We start from the raw sequence: 15,967 nt of genomic DNA, 5'->3' as shown, positions 1-15,967 counted from the left end.
CATGGTTTCTTACTGACATGGCAGTATCAACTGCATACTGTTTTCAAGGTGTGAAGGTAACGTGAAGCGACACTGCTGATTGTCTCCCCACGTCACGCGAAACTGTTGTTCTGGCTCTACGGCACCGAGCCAGACGTGGCCGTCATCGGCGACCATAGCAATCTGCCGGTCGTTCTCAAGCAGGCGAACAACCGCACCCAGCGGTGGTGTGCCAGAGGTTGTACGTAAGATGCCTGCGATATCGTTGCCGGCACGCGTGACAATCTGACGATATCCAATGGCGCCTTCCGTCCAGGTTGAGGTGACGACGCGGGTGTCCACGTCCACGCCATCGGGCAGGTTGTTCATATTGACCTGCACGCTGGAGGGCGAATAGCTGGAGATGGACGGTAAAACGCCAATGCCAAACCGGTTCGTTTCATCCCGCGACATGTTCAGCGGAATGTTGCCTACGCCGTCGGTGCTGACCATCACGCGCGGTTCATTACCGTAGCTGCGGCGGTGCAGGGCGGCGCCTTTGGCCGTTGAGGTGAATGAGCCGTTCCAGCTCGCGCTCAGGGAATTGTATTCATTAGCCTTATAGCTCCCGGAGAGATTCAGATCGCCATAAGGGGAATAATGCTGATAGTTGCCGCTGACCTGCGCGCCTGCATCTGACTTCTCGCTCTCGGTGCCTGCGGAAACGCCCCAGGTATTATTGCGGTCTGATGTGTCATACCACGACACGTTCTGGCTCAGGCTGTCGCTGTTGCGCAGGTCATAATTCAGACGATGATCGGGGTCGAGCGGCACGCTCAACGACAGATAGAACTGCGTATCGTCTGCTTCATCTTCATAATGCGTTTTACTCCACGACAGGGTGACGCCCAGGTTTTTCCAGCGGCCCAGGTCAAAGTTGTAGCCTGCGGTCACGCTGCCCGTTGTGGACGGCGAGTCGTTCCACCAGGTCTGGCGCAGCATGTTCACATAGAGGTTGAGCGATAATGCCGAAATGTACTGGCTTGCGGTCACGCTGAGCGTCTGTTTTTCGGACTGACGATCGTTATTGTCATAATCGAGAAAACGGGCGTAGCTCAGGAACTGTGGGTCGGAGTAACGATAGCTGGCGAGCGTTAGCTGGCTGCCAGTGGTATCGAAACGCTTGCTGTAGTTAAAGCGGTAGCTGTAGCCCGTCTGGCTATTCTGATTGGGCAACTGGCTGGTCGCCTGCGTGACGTCAAAAGAGAGGGCACCCAGGTACTCCATGTTTTGTCCGATCCCGGCGGCGACGGACCGATAATGGTCGCCATCGGCGAGCGTACCGCCATAAAGTGAGGTTTGTGACAGCATCCCCCAGGAGAATTCCCCGCTCAGAAACGCGTTATCTTCAACGTCGTGCGAGGCGTCCTTGCGCGCTTTCCCGGTCGCCAGCTTGTAGCGAACCTGACCTTTGCGGGTTAAAAACGGCACCGATTCTGCAGAGACCTGGAAGGTGCTGACGCGCCCGTCTTCTTCCGTCACTTTGACGTCCAGCGTACCCTGGACAGACTGGTTAAGATCCTGAATCACAAAGGGACCGGGCGGGACTTTGCTCTGGTAAATCACACGATCGGCAAGGCTGACGGTAACCGTGGCGTTGGTCTGAGCGATGCCGGTAATTTGCGGTGCGTAACCGCGTAGCGACCACGGCAGCATGCGCTCATCGCTAATCAGGGATGCGCCGGTATAGGTGAAAGCATCAAAAATAGCGGACTGGAAATCCGTTTCGCCCAGCGTAAGTTTGGCGCCGAGCGAGGGGAGAGGACGGAACATATAAACGCGTGAAAAGCGTCCATCATGTTCAGAACCGGCATCGGTATGCGTTTGCGTGTACTGATAATCGCTGCGCAGCCGCCACGCGCCCATATTTGCACCCGCGGTACCGTAGGTGTTGGCGTTGTCCGTACCTGAGCCGTTATTAGGCTGATAATGACTGGCGAACAGGTTGTAATCCAGCAATACGCCAGGCACGCCGTTGTCCCAGGTGGATGGAGGCATCCAGTCTGCGGCACGGTACTGTAGCCATGCCTGCGGGACGGTCACCTTGAGCGTCTGGCTGGCCTGGTCAAAGGTAAACTTAATATCGGGTCTGGATGAAAAATCAATGCATCCCTCTTTTTCTGGCAGAGCGCTGCGAATGGAGTCCTGTAGAGCAAAGGTATCGGCCAGTTCAGGTGGAATACAGACCTGTACCTGATTATTCATTTCTCGCCAGCGAAGCTGCCAGCCGTTTGCCAGCGGAATATCATTAATGGAAACCGTAACAAAATAGTTACCTGGCGTTACGGCGATTTGATCTTTGAAGAGTGATAAGTCAACGCTACCACGCTGATCTTTATCAATGGCATTTATGTTAAATTCAGTCGCAGAGGTAATTTTCGTCATTAACAGGGACGTAATAATGATTATCCATTGTAATTTGTATGTCATCGTCCTGTTACTCAAGAAAAGATATAGAATGCCGGCTGCACTAAATGCCAGCCGGTTTATACCGTGACGCGAAGTTATTATTTATACGCCAGAACGTAGTTAGCGGTGGCTTCAACCTGACCCGCCGTAGCGGTTTTGCCTGCAAGCACTTCCATTAACGCTTTGAAGTGCAGCGTCTGAGTGGTGGAACCTGCCAGAAGATCAACTTCTTTAGGCGCACCCAGCGTAATGTTGGCTTCGGCGTTATCCAGAAGACGAACACCCACGTTCTGCGCACCGCTTGCGTAGGTGTTGGTCATCAGGCTGGTATCCGTCGCGTCTGTTGCTGAGCTGGTGAAGGTGACATCGACTTTGGTAATTGGCGTGTCCGTTTCGTCCGCCGGATCGTCTAGCTGGCAGTTTTCCAGGTTGATATCAACCGGCACAGCGGTAGACTTTTTGTTGGCGTTGATGACGGCAGTGGTCACTTCACCGAGGTCGACTTCTTTATCAACGCTGTCTGGAGCAATGCTGCAAGGCGCATCAATAACGACACCTTTGAATTTGATTTTGCCTGAACCCTGGTCGTCAGCAAAGGCAGAACCCGATACAATCGCAGCCATAGCAACGGCTAACAGAACTTTTTTACCCATATACATGAAAATATCCTTTTTCAAACGAATTCATACTCTGAATATTAATTTCAGAACGCACGTCAAGTATACGGGAGGGAGGTGGGGGGAAGCGATTACTGTAGCTTAAAGCTATTTTAAGATTTTATTAATATATAATACTTATTGATTGTAAGTATCAGCTTATTCTCATGATTTAAGAAGTGGTAGGGCGATATTCAAACTCAATTTTATAAATATATTTCTTTGAAACAATATTATTCATTGTAAATAATTTGTTGGCAATAGGATGGATTATTATTTTACCTGTATCTTAATGTTTCGCAAGCCTGCCTCCGTATGGTACGGAGGCAGGCTAATGTTAACCAATACCCGCAGACTGCAATAATACCAGGCTTAGCCCCATTACCGACATTCCACACAGTACGCCATAGCTGGGGTTGTTATTCGGATCGATCTCTTTCGCCAGCGGCATGAGCTCATCGACGGAGAGCGCAACCATGATCCCGGCAACCGCAGCCATAATGGCAGCCATCACAACGGGGGAGACCAGACTTCCGAGGATCAACCACGCCAGCACGCCTCCAAGGATTTCAGCCATCCCGGAAATACCTGCCCAAAACACCGCGGTGCGTTTAGAGCCGGTGGCGGCATACACCGGTCCGGCGACGGCCAGTCCTTCAGGAATATTGTGTAAGGCGACCGCCAGCGCGATGCCAAAGCCCATCTCAAGATTGCTGCTGGCCGTCACGTAGGTCGCGACCCCCTCCGGGAAGTTATGCAGGCTAATGCCAAGCGTTAACAGCACGGCGGTACGCTTGATATTGCGCGGCATCGGCGCCACGTTTTTCTGCATTAAATCCTGCGGATGCGCGTGCGGTAGCATGCGATCGAGGGCAAAGTATCCCAGCAGGCCAAAGACAAACATGCCGTAACCCAGCAGCGGAGACATGCCTTCTGTGCCCAGCGCGGCAGGCAGCATCTCCATCAGCGAGATGAGCAGCATGATCCCGGCAGCAAAGCCCAGTGAGAAGGCCAGTACGCGGTTAGAGGGCTTTTGGCCGAGCACGCCGAGGATCGCACCGATAAAGGTCGCGGCGCCCGCCAGTATGGTCAGGATCAAGGGGACTGACATGCATTGCTCCTTATGATAATGATTCTCATTAATATAAATGATTCATTTCTGGCAAAGCGAGGGGGAAACCCCGGCTTTACACATTCCTTACATTCAAATTTCCTGATGATGATCTTCACGCTTATCTGCGTTCATCTTAGCCAGATTGCGCGTAATGTAGCACCATTAAATTGACACCTTCTGTAAGGATATCACCATGACTTCTTCCCGTATGCCAGCCCTGTTTTTAGGCCACGGTAGCCCAATGAACGTTCTGGAAGACAACGTCTATACCCGAGCCTGGCGTCATCTGGGCGAGACGCTGCCGCGTCCGAAAGCGATCGTGGTGGTGTCTGCACACTGGTTTACCCGTGGTACGGGCGTGACCGCCATGGAAGCGCCAAAAACCATTCATGATTTTGGCGGCTTCCCGCAGGCGCTGTACGACACGCATTACCCGGCCCCAGGCTCGCCTGAGCTGGCCCAAAAGCTGGTCGATTTGCTGGCACCTGTCCCTGTCACGCTGGATAAAGAAGCCTGGGGCTTTGACCATGGCTCATGGGGCGTGCTGATCAAAATGTATCCTGATGCGGATATCCCGATGGTGCAGTTGAGCATCGACAGCACCAAACCGGCCGCCTGGCATCTGGAGATGGGCCGCAAGCTGGCAACCCTGCGTGATGAAGGCATCATGCTGGTGGCAAGCGGTAACGTGGTGCATAACCTGCGCACGGCACGCTGGCACGGTGAGAATACGCCATACCCGTGGGCGACCTCGTTTAACGACTACGTCAAAGCGAACCTGACGTGGCAAGGTCCGGCTGAGGAGCATCCGTTAGTGAACTATCTGGATCACGAAGGCGGTTCGCTCTCTAACCCGACGCCGGAACACTTCCTCCCGCTGCTGTACGTTCTTGGCGCGTGGGATGGTCAGGAACCGGTTACGATCCCGGTCGACGGTATCGAGATGGGGAGTCTGAGTATGCTGTCGGTGCAGGTGGGATAATAAAAGCAAAACGGCAACCTCAGGTTGCCGTTTTTAGTGTTTGCACCCTCTCCCTGTGGGAGAGGGCTGGGGTGAGGGCATCAGGCCGCAGTCTTACTCCACAAAAATATGCGGATAGAACCGTGACAGATCCTGCGTGATCAGCGCGCGATCTTCGCGAATGCCAATCCCGGCCGGCCGATCGTTGATGAGCCAGCTGCCAATCAGCGTATAGCTGTCGCCAAACTTCGGCAGCTGATAGAACTCCTGGACGATCATCCCCTCTTCGCCGTACGGTCCTTCAACCGCTTCCAGCGTCTTACCGTTTTCGATAATCGACACGTTTGCGCCTTCGCGGGAGAAGATCGGCTTCACGACGTACTTATCCAGCTGCGGATGGTCATCTTCCGCAAAGTACGCCGCCAGCAGGTTCGGATGGTTCGGGAACATCTCCCAGAGCATCGGCAGCAGGGCTTTGTTAGAGATAATGCTCTTCCATGCCGGTTCCAGCCAGCGCACGCCAGCATCTTCCAGCTTGGTGGAGAACATCTCGCGCAGCATATATTCCCACGGGTAGAGCTTGAACAGGTTGCTTATCACCTGGTCCTGCATATCCGTAAACTGACCTTTTTCACCGAGTCCGATATCCTCGATATAGAGGAACTCGGTTGCCACTTCCGCTTCGGCGGCGCAGTCCTGCAGATACTGAACCGTGCCACGGTCTTCTTCCGTGTCGCGGCAGCAGGCGAGATGCAGCAGGTTGAAGCCATGCTGTTCGCGCAGCTCGGCAAAACGCTCAATCAGCTTTTCCTGCAGGCTGTTAAACTGGTCGCTGCCTTCCGGCAGGTTTCCGGCATTGGCCTGGTCTTCCAGCCAGATCCACTGGAAAAACGCCGCTTCGTACAGAGAGGTTGGCGTATCAGCGTTGTTTTCCAGAAGCTTCGGTTCACCTTTGCCGTCCCACGCCAGATCCAGGCGAGAGTAAAGCGAAGGTTGATTCGTTTTCCACGACTGGCGCACAAAGCCCCAGGTGTGCTTCGGAATGCGGAACTTTGCCATCAGCTCGTCGCTGTCGATGACCTTTTCCACAACCTTCAGGCACATCTGGTGCAGCTCGGCGGTCACCTCTTCCAGTTTTTCCACCTGGGCCAGCGTAAGCTTGTAATAGGCGTCTTCACACCAGTACGGCTCGCCGTACATGGTGTGGAAGTTAAAACCATACTCGGTGGCTTTTTCACGCCAGTCCGGGCGCTCGGTGATACTGACTCGTTCCATGATCAGCCGCCCATTGAGCGAGTAGAGGAGGTGCCGGTCGCACTGCGCTGCATGCTGGTCTGCTTCGCCACTGATTCACCAAACCCGCCGCGGGTGATGGTGCTGGTCGTCGCTGGCTTCGGCGCCATCGCCGTTTTCGGAACGTTCACGGTGCGGCCTGGGGTCGCTGCGCCGTAGCCTTTGCCGCTGGCATCGGTATATTGACCGTAAGCCGGGCTGGCCGGGTTTTTCGAGCTAAACAGCGGCTGCTGCTGGTAGCCCGCACCGCCGCCCATCAGACGACCCATCATGTAGCCTGCCATCAGCGGCATCCAGAAGCTGCCGCTGGACTGAGCCTGCGCCTGATTTTCAGGTGCGGTGCCTGCCTGAGCCGGTGCCTGCTGGCACTGACCTTCACCAAACTCCGCCACGCAGTCTTCGCGTGAGGCATATTTCGGTGCGGTACGTTCCGCTTCTTTCAGCGCGCTCGTATAAGCGGTTTTACATTCGGCGGCTTTGCCGGTTGCGGCGGAGCAGTCGTCTGCGTTTTGATACAGCGAAACCGTTTCGTCATTTTTCTCACAGCCTGCCAGCATAAAGACAGCCGTGACCGCCAGCGCAACAGGGGTGAGGTGACGCGCGTTCCAGCTCTTGCGGAACGAAGCGTGATTTATAGATTTTGTCCGTTTCATCTTTGTCTTCCTGGACCCAGTGGTAATAACGCTCAGGATAGAGGATGAGTGGTTGAAAATGAAGCGAAGAGGGGCGGAATCAGGGGGATCTTTACGTTGGCTTACGTTCGGATGTGATTCAGATGCTCCCTCTCCCTGTGGGAGAGGGCCGGGGTGAGGGCATCAGGCCGCGGTGGGCCTGATGACACTCTTAGTTACGGAACGGATTATTGCCTTTGCTGGCAGGCGCAGTGGTGCGCGCGGGGGCAGGCTGTGCAGCAGGGGTGTTGCTGTTACCGTTGAAGTTATCTACGGCGGCAACCTGGTCAGGATTCTCAGGTGCCACGCTCTCCGGAGAAGTGGAGACCGGTTTGCCCAGCGCGCTGTTCAGCATCTGCAGGTCTTGCTCGTTCAGCGTACCCAGAGCCTGTTTGATGTTCAGCTGGTTGATCAGGTACTGGTAACGCGCGCTTGAGAGCTGCTGCTTCGCGTTGTACAGCGTGGTAGTCGCGTCGAGCACGTCAACGATAGTACGTGTACCGACCGAGTAGCCCGCTTCCATCGCATCCAGGGAGCTCTGTGCAGACACAACGGCCTGTTTATAGGCGTTGATGCTGCTGATCGAGGCGTTCACGTTGTTGAAGGAGGAACGTACGGTCTGCACCACGTTGCGGTGGGCACTTTCCAGCTGCTCGCTCGCGCCAACAAAGTTGTACTGCGCCTGTTTCACCTGAGAGTTGACCTGACCGCCCTGATACAGCGGCAGGGAGAAGCTCAGGCCCACTTTGTTCTGACCCAAGTTGCTGTCGTCATACTGGGACGTATTGGTTTTAGAACCACTGTAAGTGGTATCAGAAACACCGGTAGAGGCGCTCAGGCTCAGGGTTGGCAGATGGCCGTCCTGTGCCTGACGAATTTGCTCGCGGGCCAGGTCCTGGCTCAGACGCGCCTGCAGCAAGCTCAGGTTGCGGTTTTCCGCCTCTTTCAGCAGGGCGTTAACGGCCTGCGGTTTATCCGTTTTAAAGCTGTCCACGTTCAGAGACGCCAGCTCTGGATAGTAATTCCCGGTGACCTGACGCAGGGATTCCAGCGCGTTATCGAGGTTGTTACGCGCGGTCACTTCGTTGGCCAGCACGGTGTCGTACTGTGAACGGGCGTTCTGCACGTCGGTGATCGCGACCAGGCCCACGTTGAAGCGCTGGGTGGTCTGATCTAACTGGCGGTAAATCGCCTGTTTCTGCGCTTCGGTGTAGGAGAGTGCGTCAATCGCGCTCAGCACGTTGAAGTACGCCGTGGCGGTGTTCAGGATCAGCGTCTGCTGGTCGGTCTGATAGGTCACATCCTGGATACCCGCGCTCTTTTCCTGCAGGGTCAGGGCGCGCCATTTGGACATATCAAACAGCGTCTGTGTCAATTGCAGTGAGGCGCTGGTAGCATTGGAGTTAACGCCGTTAGCGTCGCGGAAACCGTTGCTGTAGGTATAATCTGCACCTAAACCTAACTGCGGCAGCAAGGGGCTACGCGCTTCGTTAATCTTTTCAAACGCAGCATCACGATCGGCCGCTGATTTACGTAAATCAGGGTTGCCCAGACGTGCCTGCTGGTAGACCTGTAACAGGTTTTCCGCCTGGCTCATTGCACTGAAGCCCGTCAGGCTCAGGCCGATAAGGATGGGGAGCAATTTCTTCATTTGCATTCCTTGTTGTGAAGCAGTATTAGCGCTGATCTAATTAAAAAATAATTGCCGATTCTAACAGAATCTTCCATACCAAAAGGTTGGCGTTACGTGCCATCTGGCGGTAATTTGCACCAATCTACCATATAGCCTTACAGACGGCAGCCAAACAGCCTTGAAATTCACAATTTCATCACCATTGCTACCAGGACTCGACTCATGCAGAAACCAGAAAAGTTGCCCGTGACATTCGCCAAAAACGATGTAGAAATTATTGCACGAGAAACGCTTTATAGCGGTTTTTTTTCAATGGAACTTTACCGTTTCAGGCATCGCCTGTTTAACGGTGAAATGAGCGGCGAAATCAGACGCGAAATTTTTGAGCGCGGGCATGCGGCAGTCTTGCTACCCTTTGACCCAGTGCGCGATGAAGTTGTGCTGGTGGAGCAGATCCGCATAGCCGCTTATGACGTGAGCGAGAGCCCGTGGCTGCTGGAGATGGTGGCCGGGATGATCGAAGAAGGTGAGTCGGTCGAGGACGTCGCCCGGCGCGAGGCGCTGGAAGAGGCGGGGCTGGTGGTGGGCCGCACAAAACCGGTGCTGAGCTATCTTGCAAGCCCGGGAGGCACCAGCGAGCGCTTGTCCATTATGGTGGGTGAAGTGGACGCCACGACGGCGGAAGGGATCCACGGTCTGGCAGATGAAAACGAAGATATTCGGGTTCATGTGGTGAGCCGGGAGCAGGCTTATCAGTGGGTAGAAGAGGGGAAAATCGACAACGCAGCGTCTGTCATCGCCCTGCAATGGCTACAGCTGCATTATCAGACATTACGAAACGAGTGGAAAAAATGAAGCGCTATACGCCTGACTTCCCAGAAATGATGCGCCTGTGCGAAACCAATTTCGCACAATTGCGCCGCCTGCTGCCGAAAAACGACGCACCCGGCGAAACGGTAAGCTATCAGGTGAGCAACGCGCAGTATCGGTTAACGATAACAGAATCAACGCGCTACACTACGCTGGTGGAGATTGAGCAAACGGCACCCAGCATTAGCTACTGGAGCCTGCCGTCGATGACGGTTCGCCTCTATCACGATGCGATGGTCGCTGAAGTGTGTTCAAGCCAGCAGATCTTTCGCTTCAAGGCGCGGTATGATTACCCGAATAAAAAGTTGCATCAACGCGACGAAAAGCATCAAATTAACCAGTTTTTAGCCGACTGGCTAAGATATTGTTTAGCACATGGAGCAATGGCGATTCCGGTTTGTTAGCGTCATAAACCTACCTAAGGACACCATTTGGAAAGCCTGTTGAACCTGACTGTTGCTGGTGGGGCGCCAGTCAGGATATTACAAATCACCGATACCCACCTTTTTGCCGAAAAGCATGAGACGCTACTGGGGGTCAACACCTGGGAGAGTTATCAGGCGGTACTGAGCGCCATTCACGCTGAAAATCGTGTATGCGATCTGATTGTCGCAACCGGCGATCTGGCGCAGGATCAATCCTCCGCGGCCTACCAGCATTTTGCTGAAGGCATCGCGAGCTTTAGCGTACCTTGCGTCTGGCTGCCAGGAAATCATGATTTCCAGCCCGCGATGTACAGTTCCCTCCATGATGCGGGGATCTCTCCGGCGAAATGTGTTTTTGCGGGTGAACAGTGGCAGATCCTGCTGCTGGACAGCCAGGTATTTGGCGTCCCGCACGGTGAGTTAAGCGAGTTTCAGCTCGACTGGCTTGAGACCAAACTGGCTGCTGAACCTGAACGCCACACGCTGCTGTTGCTTCATCATCACCCTCTGCCGGCGGGCTGCAGCTGGCTCGATCAGCACAGCCTGCGCAACTCTGCGGCGCTGGACCGCGTGCTGGCGAAGTTCCCGCGGGTGAAAAATCTGCTGTGCGGGCATATTCACCAGGAACAGGATCTCGACTGGAACGGACGCCGCATGCTGGCGACGCCGTCGACCTGCGTTCAGTTTAAGCCGCACTGCGCCAACTTTACGCTGGATACCATCGCGCCGGGCTGGCGCTGGCTGGAACTGCATGCCGACGGCACGCTGACCACGGAAGTCTGCCGTTTGACCGGTGCAAAATTCCGCCCGGATACCGCTTCAGAAGGCTATTGATGTCTACGCTCCTTTATCTGCACGGATTCAACAGCTCGCCGCGCTCCGCAAAAGCGACACAGTTTCGCCAGTGGCTGAGCGAGCATCACCCCGACGTTGAGATGATTATCCCTCAGCTGCCGCCTTACCCGGCTGAGGCCGCGGAGATGCTGGAATCTATCGTGCTTGCGCACGGCGGCGAAACCTTCGGTGTGGTCGGCTCATCCCTGGGCGGGTATTACGCCACCTGGCTTTCACAATGCTTCATGCTGCCCGCCGTTGTGGTTAACCCGGCGGTTCGGCCATTTGAGCTGCTGAGGGACTTTCTTGGCGAAAACGAGAACCCCTACACCGGCCAGCAATATGTGCTAGAGTCACGCCATATTTACGATCTCAAAGTTATGCAGGTCGACCCGCTTGAGGCGCCGGATCTCATCTGGCTGCTGCAACAGACGGGTGATGAAGTGCTGGATTACCGCCAGGCAGTGGCGTATTACGCCTCCTGCCGCCAGACTATAGAAGAGGGCGGAAACCATGCTTTCACGGGCTTTGAGAATCATTTCACCCAGATTGTCGATTTTCTTGGACTGCACAGCCACTGACAATCAATGCGAATTGCTAGTTTAAATCATGACGCAAACCTATAACGCTGATGCCATTGAGGTCCTCACCGGGCTTGAGCCGGTTCGCCGCCGCCCGGGGATGTACACCGATACGACGCGCCCAAACCATCTGGGCCAGGAAGTTATTGATAACAGTGTTGACGAAGCGCTGGCGGGCCATGCCAAACGCGTTGACGTTATCCTGCACGCCGATCAGTCGCTGGAAGTCATCGACGACGGGCGCGGCATGCCGGTGGATATCCACCCGGAAGAGGGCGTGCCTGCCGTTGAGCTGATCCTCTGTCGTCTGCACGCGGGCGGTAAGTTCTCCAACAAGAACTACCAGTTCTCCGGCGGTCTGCACGGCGTCGGTATTTCCGTGGTGAACGCCCTGTCCAAACGCGTGGAAGTGAACGTCCGTCGCGACGGCCAGGTCTATAACATTGCGTTTGAAAATGGCGATAAGGTGCAGGATCTGCAGGTTGTCGGCACGTGCGGCAAACGCAACACCGGCACCAGCGTCCACTTCTGGCCTGACGAAAGCTTCTTCGACAGCCCGCGCTTTTCCGTTTCACGCCTGACGCACCTGCTGAAAGCCAAAGCGGTGCTGTGTCCGGGCGTGGAAATCACCTTTACCGATCACGTTAACAATACCGCACAAACCTGGTGCTACGCCGATGGTCTGAACGACTACCTGTGCGAAGCGGTAAACGGCCTGCCAACGCTGCCGGAAAAACCGTTTGTCGGTAACTTTAGCGGCGATACCGAAGCCGTGGACTGGGCGCTGCTGTGGCTGCCGGAAGGCGGCGAGCTGCTGACCGAAAGCTACGTTAACCTGATCCCGACAATGCTGGGCGGTACCCACGTCAACGGCCTGCGTCAGGGGCTGCTGGACGCGATGCGCGAGTTCTGCGAATACCGCAATATCCTGCCGCGCGGCGTGAAGCTGTCGGCGGAAGATATCTGGGATCGCTGCGCCTACGTGCTCTCCGTGAAGATGCAGGATCCGCAGTTTGCCGGTCAGACCAAAGAGCGCCTGTCGTCACGTCAGTGCGCGGCGTTCGTCTCCGGCGTGGTGAAAGATGCCTTTACCCTGTGGCTGAATCAGAACGTTCAGGCGGCAGAGATGCTGGCTGAAATGGCGATTTCCAGCGCCCAGCGTCGTCTGCGCGCCGCGAAGAAAGTGGTGCGTAAAAAGCTGACCAGCGGCCCTGCGCTGCCGGGCAAGCTGGCAGACTGTACCGCGCAGGATCTCAACCGTACCGAGCTGTTCCTCGTGGAAGGGGACTCGGCGGGTGGATCGGCCAAGCAGGCGCGCGATCGTGAATATCAGGCGATCATGCCGCTCAAGGGTAAGATCCTGAACACCTGGGAGGTCTCTTCTGATGAAGTGCTGGCCTCGCAGGAAGTCCACGATATCTCGGTGGCGATCGGCATCGATCCGGACAGCGACGATCTGAGCCAGCTGCGCTACGGCAAGATCTGTATCCTCGCGGATGCGGACTCCGACGGTCTGCACATCGCCACGCTGCTGTGCGCGCTGTTTGTGAAGCACTTCAAAACGCTGGTGAAAAACGGTCACGTCCACGTGGCGCTGCCGCCGCTGTACCGTATCGACCTCGGCAAAGAGGTTTACTACGCGCTGACGGAAGAAGAGAAAGCGGGCGTGCTGGAACAGCTGAAGCGCAAGAAGGGCAAACCGAACGTGCAGCGCTTTAAAGGGCTGGGCGAGATGAACCCGATGCAGCTTCGCGAAACGACGCTGGATCCGAACACGCGCCGCCTGGTGCAGCTGACGATCAGCGATGAAGACGAACAGCAAACCAACGCCATGATGGATATGCTCCTTGCCAAGAAACGTTCGGAAGACCGACGTAACTGGCTGCAGGAGAAAGGCGATATGGCGGATATCGAGGCCTGATGCTGAAAAAGCCCTGCGATGCAGGGCTTTTTTTTGCCCGGTGGCGCTGCGCTTACCGGGCCTACGATCGATCCCCTCGCCCCTCTGGTAAGAGGGTTAGGGTGAGGGGAACGCCTCACACTGACGTCAAAACTCCATCTTCACCGTAAACTGCACTTCGCGCGGATCGCCAATCTGGTTGCCCAGGTTGTTGGTCGCAATGGACGATGTGTAGTAGGTCTTATCAAACAGGTTTTTCACGTTCACCTGCAGCGTCACCGGATACTGCAGCTTCATCTTATACGCCGCAAACGCATCCGCCACGAAATAGCCCGGCAGATAATAATCCGCACCGTTGGTTGCGGAACGACGGCTTACGCCGTGCCCGCCGCCGCCCAGCGTCAGGGTATTCCCGGCAAACGCATTGTGAATATCGTAGGTCAGGAACAGGGAGCCGGTATGGCGCGGCACGTTCGGCAGCGGTTTACCCGCATAGTCCGGGTCTTCCAGCACCTTCGCGTCGGTATAGCCGTAGCTGGCGATAATGTTGGTGTTCTCGGTCAACGATCCGGCAAGATCCACTTCAACGCCCTGCGAGCGCACGCGGCCCGCGGTTTTGGCGACGGTTTCATCTCCAATGCTCTCGGTGTACAGCACGTTGCGCTTGTGGATGTCAAACAGCGCGATGTTGGCGGTAATGCCGTCGAACAGGTCGAATTTAGCGCCGATTTCATACGCGTTCGACGTTTCCGGCGGCAGGTCGCCGATGTAGCTCGCAATGGACGACTGCGGCATAAACGTCTGGGAATAGTTGGCAAACAGCGAGACCGCCGGGGTGAGCTTGTACACCAGCCCCAGCTTAGGCGTCCACTGGTCGTCGCGGCTGTCGGTGTTCACGTTAAACGGGCGTCCTTTCCCCGCGTACTGGGTGTAATACTGGTAGCGCAGTCCGGCGACGGCGATCCACTTATCGGTCAGATATAGCGCGTCCTGCGCGTAGGCGGAGTAGCTCTCCTGCTTAATGGTTTGGTCGCTGTCGGATGCCGAGACGGTGGTGCACTTGCCGAGGCTGCCGTAGCTCGGGTTGTAAATATTGAAATCCTTAACGTTCTTACAGCGGATCATGTCCGTACGCAGCAGATCGTAATTCTCATACGACACGCCGGTCAGGATCTCATTGTAAAAGCCCGCGATGTCCACGTTCCCCTGCAGATCCGCTCGCGTCGTGTGCATATGCTGGGTCGAGCCCTGGGTCGCATCCACGCGGCGGGTCAGGTTGCCGGTTTTTGAATCGTAGGCCATCACGCGGGCCTGGTTATCGCTGTACTTATCCTGGCTGTAGCTGTAGTCGAACTTCGCGGTCCACTGGCTGTTGAGGCGATATTCAGCGTTGAGCTGAGCGAGATCGGACTGGCCGTCGGTCACGTTAAACGGCTCATCGAAGCGGGTTTTGCGATCCACGTCGACGGCTTTCTTAGTGTTGAGATCGAAGATCGTTCCGCGATCGAACGGCGTTTTATAGTCGCGATGCGAATAGAGCACGGTCACGGTGGCATCATCGCCAAACCAGGTGAGCGACGGAGCGATAAAGGAGCTGCGTTCGGTGCCGAAATTGCGCCAGTAATCCTCGTCCTGATATTCGCCCGTCAGGCGATACGCCAGGCGCGTGCCGTCAATCGGGCCGGTAACATCGACCTGTCCGGTGCCGCCGCCAAAGCTGGAAGAGGTGGCGGAAAGGGAACCGCCGAAGGTTTTCTCCGGGCGTTTGGTGACGACGTTAATCAGGCCGCCCGGATCGAGAATGCCATAGAGCGTTGAGGCCGGGCCTTTCAGCACCTCCACGCGCTCGGTTGCGGCATTAAAGCTGCGCGGCAGGACGGTGCGCAGGCCGTTGGTCATGATCGAGCCGTCGCGGTTCGCGCCAAACCCGCGGCGCACGAAGGCATCCTGCGTACCGCCCAGGGTGTTGGTCTGCACCACGTTGCTGACGTTATAAAGCGCTTCATCCAGCGTGGTGGCGTGCTGATCCGCCAGCACTTTATCGCTGACGGTATTGACCACCTGCGGGATGTCCAGCATCGGCATGTTGGTTAACGTAGCGGTGGAAGTATTCAACGGCTGATAGCCATTGGTGGCCTCCGCCGCAGTAGTTGGATCGGCGGTGACGGTAAGCGTTTCGCCGTCTTTAGCCGCGGTGGTGCCTGCTGCCTGCACCAGCGGTGCCATAAACAGCAGTGAAAAGAGCGCGCGCCCTTTTACCCCAGAGAGTGAAGGTGTGAACGTAGCCATTACATCTGTTATCCCGAAATATCCCGCGAATGACGTTTCGCGGAAAAATGTGTGAGTCATTGCCCTTTTACGGTCTGTCCGTTAGCCACGGCGGGCATCGAACATGTAATTGAGAATCATTCAATCACGTGCGAATGTAGTAGTAAATGGAAAATAGAAAAAATCGACTACAGCGTTTAACCCTACGTATAAGCGCAGCGGGATAATAATTAACTTGTTGAAATTAAACTTTTTGTAAGCTATTCCACGTTCGTCATCCCTCTGGCTTACCCCTGGTTTTTTCAGGGTGTTTCTTCTCTTGACTACTACATGG

13 protein-coding genes are annotated in these 15,967 nt (G+C 55.6%); 6 read left to right on the top strand and 7 right to left on the bottom strand.

The window, feature by feature from the left end:
- Nucleotides 1–9: 9 nt before the first annotated feature.
- From AC2TE5_RS19450 to zupT, 3 genes are all read right to left on the bottom strand, one after another.
- A complete protein-coding gene (locus AC2TE5_RS19450; protein ID WP_484612225.1) occupies nt 10–2,448 on the bottom strand; it encodes a fimbria/pilus outer membrane usher protein in 2,439 nt (812 codons plus the stop codon).
- 77 nt (nt 2,449–2,525) lie between these two features.
- Complete coding sequence (locus tag AC2TE5_RS19445) at nt 2,526–3,086, bottom strand: fimbrial protein (protein ID WP_213330246.1); 561 nt, start codon at nt 3,084–3,086, stop codon at nt 2,526–2,528.
- A gap of 334 nt (nt 3,087–3,420) precedes the next feature.
- Nucleotides 3,421–4,194: a zinc transporter ZupT gene (gene zupT, locus AC2TE5_RS19440; protein WP_213330244.1), complete on the bottom strand. Its 774-nt coding sequence runs from the start codon at nt 4,192–4,194 to the stop codon at nt 3,421–3,423.
- A gap of 196 nt (nt 4,195–4,390) precedes the next feature.
- On the opposite strand from zupT, the gene ygiD reads away from it, so the two are divergent.
- On the top strand, nt 4,391–5,179 hold the full coding sequence (gene ygiD / locus AC2TE5_RS19435) for a 4,5-DOPA-extradiol-dioxygenase (protein WP_029740693.1): 789 nt from the start codon (nt 4,391–4,393) through the stop codon (nt 5,177–5,179).
- A gap of 93 nt (nt 5,180–5,272) precedes the next feature.
- Here ygiD and AC2TE5_RS19430 read toward each other — a convergent pair whose 3' ends face one another.
- From AC2TE5_RS19430 to tolC, 3 genes are all read right to left on the bottom strand, one after another.
- The gene (locus tag AC2TE5_RS19430) at nt 5,273–6,433 is read right to left on the bottom strand and encodes a glutathionylspermidine synthase family protein (protein WP_213823113.1); all 1,161 of its coding nucleotides are present in this window, start codon (nt 6,431–6,433) and stop codon (nt 5,273–5,275) included.
- Between the two features lie 2 nt (nt 6,434–6,435).
- Entirely contained in the window at nt 6,436–7,104 is a 669-nt protein-coding gene (locus tag AC2TE5_RS19425; RefSeq protein WP_029740695.1) for a DUF1190 family protein, read from the bottom strand.
- Nucleotides 7,105–7,294: 190 nt separating this feature from the next.
- The gene (gene tolC / locus AC2TE5_RS19420; protein ID WP_484612224.1) at nt 7,295–8,773 is read right to left on the bottom strand and encodes an outer membrane channel protein TolC; all 1,479 of its coding nucleotides are present in this window, start codon (nt 8,771–8,773) and stop codon (nt 7,295–7,297) included.
- 204 nt (nt 8,774–8,977) lie between these two features.
- Between tolC and nudF the strand changes: the two genes are divergently transcribed.
- Genes nudF through parE form a run of 5 tightly spaced genes read left to right on the top strand, consistent with a single transcriptional unit; the run spans nt 8,978 to nt 13,386 of the window.
- Entirely contained in the window at nt 8,978–9,610 is a 633-nt protein-coding gene (gene nudF, locus AC2TE5_RS19415; protein WP_025758512.1) for an ADP-ribose diphosphatase, read from the top strand.
- Entirely contained in the window at nt 9,607–10,029 is a 423-nt protein-coding gene (locus tag AC2TE5_RS19410) for a DUF1249 family protein (RefSeq protein ID WP_014833293.1), read from the top strand. Before nudF ends, AC2TE5_RS19410 begins: the two co-directional genes overlap by 4 nt.
- Before the next feature lie 27 nt (nt 10,030–10,056).
- Nucleotides 10,057–10,884, top strand: a complete 828-nt coding sequence (gene cpdA / locus AC2TE5_RS19405; protein ID WP_213330238.1) for a 3',5'-cyclic-AMP phosphodiesterase — start codon at nt 10,057–10,059, stop codon at nt 10,882–10,884.
- Nucleotides 10,884–11,465 carry an esterase YqiA gene (yqiA, locus tag AC2TE5_RS19400; protein ID WP_008502976.1) on the top strand — a complete coding sequence of 194 codons (582 nt, stop codon included), beginning with the start codon at nt 10,884–10,886 and terminating at the stop codon, nt 11,463–11,465. The genes cpdA and yqiA overlap by 1 nt, the downstream gene beginning before the upstream one ends.
- A 28-nt stretch (nt 11,466–11,493) precedes the next feature.
- A complete protein-coding gene (parE, locus tag AC2TE5_RS19395) occupies nt 11,494–13,386 on the top strand; it encodes a DNA topoisomerase IV subunit B (protein ID WP_029740698.1) in 1,893 nt (630 codons plus the stop codon).
- Between the two features lie 126 nt (nt 13,387–13,512).
- On the opposite strand, the gene AC2TE5_RS19390 is transcribed toward parE, so the two are convergent.
- The gene (locus tag AC2TE5_RS19390) at nt 13,513–15,654 is read right to left on the bottom strand and encodes a TonB-dependent siderophore receptor (RefSeq protein ID WP_484612223.1); all 2,142 of its coding nucleotides are present in this window, start codon (nt 15,652–15,654) and stop codon (nt 13,513–13,515) included.
- Nucleotides 15,655–15,967 lie beyond the last annotated feature (313 nt).

It is taken from the genome of Enterobacter sp. N5-15 (assembly GCF_057221635.1).
This window is presented reverse-complemented; position numbering and strand designations above follow the sequence as displayed.

Bases quoted from the DNA above. Each gene is read 5' to 3' on its own strand.
- yqiA (WP_008502976.1), top strand. From the start codon at position 10,884: ATGTCTACGCTCCTTTATCTGCACGGATTCAACAGCTCGCCGCGCTCC.
- nudF (WP_025758512.1), top strand. From the start codon at position 8,978: ATGCAGAAACCAGAAAAGTTGCCCGTGACATTCGCCAAAAACGATGTA.
- AC2TE5_RS19430 (WP_213823113.1), bottom strand. From the start codon at position 6,433: ATGGAACGAGTCAGTATCACCGAGCGCCCGGACTGGCGTGAAAAAGCC.
- AC2TE5_RS19410 (WP_014833293.1), top strand. From the start codon at position 9,607: ATGAAGCGCTATACGCCTGACTTCCCAGAAATGATGCGCCTGTGCGAA.
- tolC (WP_484612224.1), bottom strand. From the start codon at position 8,773: ATGAAGAAATTGCTCCCCATCCTTATCGGCCTGAGCCTGACGGGCTTC.
- zupT (WP_213330244.1), bottom strand. From the start codon at position 4,194: ATGTCAGTCCCCTTGATCCTGACCATACTGGCGGGCGCCGCGACCTTT.
- AC2TE5_RS19390 (WP_484612223.1), bottom strand. From the start codon at position 15,654: ATGGCTACGTTCACACCTTCACTCTCTGGGGTAAAAGGGCGCGCGCTC.
- AC2TE5_RS19450 (WP_484612225.1), bottom strand. From the start codon at position 2,448: ATGACATACAAATTACAATGGATAATCATTATTACGTCCCTGTTAATG.
- ygiD (WP_029740693.1), top strand. From the start codon at position 4,391: ATGACTTCTTCCCGTATGCCAGCCCTGTTTTTAGGCCACGGTAGCCCA.
- AC2TE5_RS19445 (WP_213330246.1), bottom strand. From the start codon at position 3,086: ATGTATATGGGTAAAAAAGTTCTGTTAGCCGTTGCTATGGCTGCGATT.
- AC2TE5_RS19425 (WP_029740695.1), bottom strand. From the start codon at position 7,104: ATGAAACGGACAAAATCTATAAATCACGCTTCGTTCCGCAAGAGCTGG.
- parE (WP_029740698.1), top strand. From the start codon at position 11,494: ATGACGCAAACCTATAACGCTGATGCCATTGAGGTCCTCACCGGGCTT.